This is a genomic window from Methanospirillum sp. (assembly GCF_035406105.1).
Classification (GTDB): Archaea; Halobacteriota; Methanomicrobia; order Methanomicrobiales; family Methanospirillaceae; genus Methanospirillum.
The window spans coordinates 1-5642 of sequence record NZ_DAONKG010000163.1; the positions used below are offsets into that span (position 1 = coordinate 1).

The window sequence follows — 5642 nt, forward strand, 5'->3', positions numbered from 1 at the left end:
CAAATATCCTGATGCAAAACTGATTCCTGAAATCACCGCAAGTGAACTTATTGCAATGAACATGGAGGATCTGGTAATTGAACGAAAACTCATCGAACTGATGCTTGAATGCCGGAATATAAAACAGATTCAGATTGTGAACGGTCATAAGCCTGGTATGATAACACGTGCAATAAACGGAGAAAAGATTGGAACGATTATCCGGGCAGAATAATAAAAGTATTTTCTGATAGATACTGAATCACCCGCCATCCTTTTTTTGTAGATGTGTGCGAGTAATGATATGGATATGCTCCCTTTTACTGGATATACTGCCGGGGTTTGTACCACCCTGGCATTCCTTCCACAGGTTATAAAGACATGGAAATGCCGGTCTGCTCATGACCTCTCATGGGGACTGTTATTTTTACTTCTCGTCGGAGTATTTCTCTGGATGATCTATGGACTTATCAACCATGACATTCCCGTAACCTGTGCGAATGGTATTACCGGATTATTTATTGTCTCAATTGTCGGGATGAAATGGTGGTTTGACCATAAATGCCGAATATAATATGTCGTCAGTTTTTCAATACTTTTCTGCGATACTGTAGTCCCCAGGCTAATACAAATCCGGCAACAAAGGCAACGGCTAGACCAAAGGGAATCGAAAGCACGGCGATTATTCCGGATACAATCCGGTCGGTTGTTTTCAATCCATGACGTGCCAGTTCTATCGCAACCACGATAAGCAGGATGCCAAACATTCCTTTCGGGAGTGCAGATACAATATCCGGAAAGGTACAGATACCGGCTATGATGATGAGCAATAACCCGCCAAATACCAGTGACAGTCCGGTCCTGGCTCCAAACCGATAATGTGCTGCAAGTCCCCCAGCCCCATGACACATGGGAAATCCACCAAATAGCGAAGAACTCACACTCATTATCCCGACAGTTTTACAGAGCCTGTCAGGATTAACATCCCTTTTAAAAAGGTCTGTAATAAGAAGTGAAGTTGCAAGAATTGCATTGGTAAGGGTAAGTGGTATCTGGGGAGGTACGAGCACGATAAGTGCAGTATAAAAATCCTGTATGTTCGGGATTGTAAGTTCCGGCATCGGAAATGACGCAGTTCCATGAAAACCTGTGGTGACCACAGCCAAAACAAACCCGGCAGTAATTATGACCAGTGCTGAAAAATCTGTTGTTTTGTAATGCCTGGCTGCCAAAAAGAAAAGAACCACGATTAGTCCTGATATGAGAGCAAATGGCATATCCGGTATAATAAATTCGGGGATTGCACTTTTTACCAGGATAAGGGCAAGTCCGAGCTGTACACCCCGGATAACTGGTTCAGGGATAATTTTCTGAATCCGGTTCATAAATCCGCACATACCAATAACCAGACAGATCGCTCCGGTAAGAATTCCTGATGCTGCAATTATCTGAGGAGTGATATGTTCAGCGATGGCAATTGCACCAACCGCTTTTAACGGCTCTATCGGGACTGGAATCCGGTAATATAATCCACTGATGATGTACCAGATCCCGGCAGAGAGAAGCATCAGTGAGAGATGCATTCCGCTTGCCACAGATACGGCAAAAAGAAGGGGAAGGACGGTTCCAAAATTTCCTGCACATCCTGCAAGTTCAGAGAGGATATGTGTACGGAAAGGAACATCACTAACATTCATAGGAATTCTCGTCAGGCATGATATGAACTGAAGGGGCTTTAAATGATAGTGATACCTGGACTCCGGATTTAAGGTCAAGTTCTTTTATTGACTGCCAGGTCACCTGGACCGACAGGATAAGATCCCCGGATTTTACCCTGATAAGACTTATTATACCAAAGGGTCTGACCGCTTCAACTACCCCGAAGAGGATATTTCTGGCACTACTCCACTGGTCAGGGCCGGTATGCAGGGTAATCTCCTCCGGTCTTATTGCAATCTTTACTTGTGTCCCGACAGGTTCTTCTGCAATAGCATGAATCTCTTTGCCATCAACCAGAATTACCGACATGCCCTCTTCTTTCCGGATAATTTTTCCAGATAGAACATTACTGATCCCGATGAATTTTGCAACATCCTCCGAGCAGGGTCTTGTGAAGACATCAAAAATTGGTCCGGACTGGATAAACCGCCCGTTCATCATAACTGCAACACGGTCAGCCAGCCGCTGTCCCTGCATCAGGTCATGGGTTGATAAAATAACCGTAGTTCCAAGTTTTTTATTATAATATCGGATAAGATCTTCGATGACCTCTGTCGAGACCGGGTCCAGGTTTGCAGTTGGCTCGTCAAGGATAAGGACATCAGGTCCGGTAACCATCACCCGTGCCAGAGATACCCGTTGCTTTTCCCCGCCGGACAGCGTGGTGGCTTTCCGGTTTTCATATCCGGTAAGTCCTATCTCTTCAAGTTTCTGCATAACTTTTTCCCGAATCACTTCTTTTGAAAATCCCCGGTATCGAAGGCCAAGTGCAATATTATGATATACCGAGTCCTTAAATGCAACCGGAGTTTGAAAGACCATTCCGAACCTTCTTCTGACAGGGTCTGAATCAGAAATCTGTGAAATTGGTTTACCCTCAAAGAGAATCCGGCCTGATGTCTGTTTCAGAAGAAGTCCCAGGATACGAAGCAGAGTCGTCTTACCCTGTCCGGAAGGACCAATAATGGCAAATATTTCCCCCTTTTGAATGGTCTCGGTAACGCCGGTCAGCACAGTATTGCCATCAAATTCTTTTACAATGTCCTGAATTTCAATCATATTCTACCTGTTCTGAACAAATCCCATTATAAGATTGATAATGAGAGCAATGGCAAGAAGAATGATACCAAGGGCCAGGGAAAGATTGAAATTTCCCATTGAGGTCTGCAATGAAATTGCGGTTGTCAGCACCCGGGTATGTCCCTTAATGTTACCACCAATCATAATAGCAGTTCCAACCTCCGAGATAGCCCGTGAAAACCCGACGATGATTGCTGCCATGATGGCGAAACGTGCCTCACGAAGATGACTTTTTAAAAATTGAAGCCGTGTGGCACCAAGAGATCTGATAGTATCAGTAATAATCGGATCAATCGCCTGAAGGGCTGCAATGGTAAGACCTGCCATTATTGGTATGATAAGAATTGTCTGGCCGAAGATCATTCCGTTTGGGGTAAAAAGCCATTTTAAATCTCCAAGAGGGCCCGAACGAGAAAGAACCATGTAACAGAGCAGACCTACGATAACAGTAGGTAATGCATATAGGGTTTGAATAATACTAATAAGAGTTTTTTTACCCCGGAATTCCCTGAAGGTAATAGCCGCTCCCAGCGGAATAGAAATGAGCGTGCCGATGAGGACTGATGTAAACGTAATCCTCAGTGTTGTGAGCGTTATCGTGAGGACCTCAGGATCTGCTGCAAGAATCAGGTTTAATGCCATCTGGAATCCGGTAAGCAGATCATTCATAATAGACGTTTATTGAGAAAAGAAAAGAATTTGTGGGTTATACCACAGGATCCTTTGTCTCTTCGTCAGTCACGCCCATGACATCTGCACTACCCCGTCCAGGGTTAAAGTATGGTACGCCGTTCTTTTCGACTCCATAGGTCTGAAGGATATCCTGGACTTCATCACTGATCATGAAGTTTATCCACTTCTTTGCCATCTCAGTGTTGACATCTGGACATTTTTCGTCGTTTACACGCATGACGGCATAGACATTCAGGAATTTCTCATCGTTCTCAACCAGCGGGACAAGTGAGAGGTTGCTCTCGTATGTTCCCCAGGATGCTGAGTCAGTTAAGGTGTACCCCTGAAGTTCGTCTGCCATGGTGAGGGTCTGGCCCATTCCTGCACCGGCTTCACGGTACCATTCTGAAGAGTTGATGTCTGCGTAGTCATACCCGCCCCATTTCCAGAGGAGTTTCTCACGTGAATGGGTTCCGGAGTTATCTCCACGGGATACGAAAATAACGCTTGGATCCTCTGCAGTTGCCTTCTCAATTGCCATGAAGGCAGCTGTTCCGTTCAGTCCGGCTACCTTTGCCGGGTCATTTTTCGGTCCGACTAAAAGGAAGTAGTTGTACCCGAAGACACGACGATCGACACCGAATCCTTCATCAATAAACTTGTCTTCTGCAACACGGTCGTGAACCATGACGATATCTGCATCACAGTTCCGTGCAATCTCAAGAGCCTGCCCGGTTCCAACCGCAACATGCTCTACGGTTACTCCGGTTTCTTTCTTGAATTTCTCTTCAAGAAGATCAAGAAGCTTGGTTGCGTCAAGACTCGTTGTGGTTGCGATGAGAAGACGGTCTGCACCATGTTCTCCGAGCGATTCAACCTTTTCTGCCGATACTGCCCCACAGAAAAGCATTGCCCCCAGCACAAGAGCAATGATCCCAAAGGATAATTTACCGATCATGCAATACGAGATCGTCGTGTAATAATATATATTTGTTTAATTGTCCTCTTGAGTAAAACAATTGTTCAATCAACTGTAATACCAATTGATTTTAATGTCGGGTGACAGAAAATACCGAATAATTCTCCATATATTCTTCATATTTTCCCGCTCATTTGAATTCATGGGTATGAATCATTCCTGCTCAATGAATAAATTTATATTATTCCTTGTTGACTGGTATTTCATACCGAAAATGACCTCCTGTTCTGAGGTATTATGAGATACTCTGGAAAAAATTCATGCGTTCTATTAATATTACCGACACTCGGCAGCAATTTGTAGTGATTTTGGATTTATTTAAATCAAACAGATAAGTAGTTCTAAATCTATTTTCCATAGGAAAATAGGGCCGAATAATTAGAGCCTTGTTTAAGACCTTTACAATGACATTTGATCGGACCGTCAACCATGAGGGGTAATCTTGAAACGGACTAAATTGAAAAAAGTCATCAAATTTAACCATGATTTTAGAATAGACGATTTTTAAAATTATTCATTGCAAACTTTCTAATGCCGAATGTTGATTTAAGACCTATTTAAGAGTTTGTCGCCTGGCACTAACAAATATGGATCACAAGTGGCTTTTGCCGTCCTTCACCTATTAAACGCCCTCAGCCAGGCGGTGCCGAAGAATGTACCGTTTCCGGGTTGTCCCGTGGATCACCCTATGATTCCTCATCGTATCACCCGGGGACCTATGGAAACGAGGAGTGGCACTCTATACCTATTGGTTCTCACAGGCAATAACCTCTTCCCGGCACCCAGAGTCCGGTTCCGTTCCGATCATATGAGAGATCAGGCCTGAAAAAATCTCCTGCATCAAATACAACCACTCCGCCAAGGATCGTCAGTTCCGGAAACACCGCATTCATCCCCTCGTACGGAGACCATCCTGCCGCACTATGAAGGGATTCAGTGGTTATCTGAGTCAGTTCATTTGGATAAATCGCAAAATCTGCCCGATCTCCGGGGGAAAACCCGGCAGGTCTGATCCCGAGAATCTCAGATGGTCTGACTGAAGTCTTTGAGATAACATCAGGAATACTGATCTTCTTCTCATGTACCCATCCCATAAGAAGGGGGATCATCGTCTCAACCCCGGGTATGCCGGATGGAGCCGCATGAAAATCCATGGCTTTCTCTTTCCGGGTATGGGGGGCATGATCAGATCCGATCACATCAATCTGGTCCC

Annotated in this window: 5 protein-coding genes and 2 pseudogenes; 2 read left to right on the forward strand and 5 right to left on the reverse strand. The window is 44.5% G+C overall.

Annotated elements, in window-relative coordinates; genetic code table 11:
• Both PLA23_RS09810 and PLA23_RS09815 read left to right on the forward strand, forming a co-directional pair.
• A pseudogene (locus PLA23_RS09810) lies at positions 1–214 on the forward strand (amino acid kinase family protein); the annotation flags it as partial.
• Positions 215–289: 75 nt separating this feature from the next.
• Positions 290–553 (forward strand): SemiSWEET family sugar transporter, encoded by a 264-nt coding sequence (locus PLA23_RS09815; protein ID WP_324331697.1) that lies wholly within the window; start codon positions 290–292, stop codon positions 551–553.
• 7 nt (positions 554–560) lie between these two features.
• On the opposite strand, the gene PLA23_RS09820 is transcribed toward PLA23_RS09815, so the two are convergent.
• The 5 genes and pseudogenes from PLA23_RS09820 to PLA23_RS09840 all read right to left on the reverse strand — a co-directional run.
• A complete protein-coding gene (locus PLA23_RS09820) occupies positions 561–1676 on the reverse strand; it encodes a putative sulfate/molybdate transporter (protein WP_324475047.1) in 1116 nt (371 codons plus the stop codon).
• Positions 1666–2757, reverse strand: coding sequence for an ABC transporter ATP-binding protein (locus PLA23_RS09825; protein WP_324475049.1), 1092 nt, complete (start codon positions 2755–2757; stop codon positions 1666–1668). Before PLA23_RS09825 ends, PLA23_RS09820 begins: the two co-directional genes overlap by 11 nt.
• Positions 2758–2760: 3 nt before the next feature.
• Complete coding sequence (locus PLA23_RS09830; RefSeq protein ID WP_324327823.1) at positions 2761–3447, reverse strand: ABC transporter permease; 687 nt, start codon at positions 3445–3447, stop codon at positions 2761–2763.
• 37 nt (positions 3448–3484) lie between these two features.
• A complete protein-coding gene (locus PLA23_RS09835; RefSeq protein ID WP_324327821.1) occupies positions 3485–4408 on the reverse strand; it encodes an ABC transporter substrate-binding protein in 924 nt (307 codons plus the stop codon).
• Between the two features lie 776 nt (positions 4409–5184).
• Positions 5185–5642, reverse strand: a pseudogene (locus PLA23_RS09840) (dihydroorotase); the annotation flags it as partial.

Coding starts and splice junctions, on each gene's coding strand:
- PLA23_RS09825 (WP_324475049.1), bottom strand. CDS start 2,757: ATGATTGAAATTCAGGACATTGTAAAAGAATTTGATGGCAATACTGTG.
- PLA23_RS09830 (WP_324327823.1), bottom strand. CDS start 3,447: ATGAATGATCTGCTTACCGGATTCCAGATGGCATTAAACCTGATTCTT.
- PLA23_RS09820 (WP_324475047.1), bottom strand. CDS start 1,676: ATGAATGTTAGTGATGTTCCTTTCCGTACACATATCCTCTCTGAACTT.
- PLA23_RS09835 (WP_324327821.1), bottom strand. CDS start 4,408: ATGATCGGTAAATTATCCTTTGGGATCATTGCTCTTGTGCTGGGGGCA.
- PLA23_RS09815 (WP_324331697.1), top strand. CDS start 290: ATGCTCCCTTTTACTGGATATACTGCCGGGGTTTGTACCACCCTGGCA.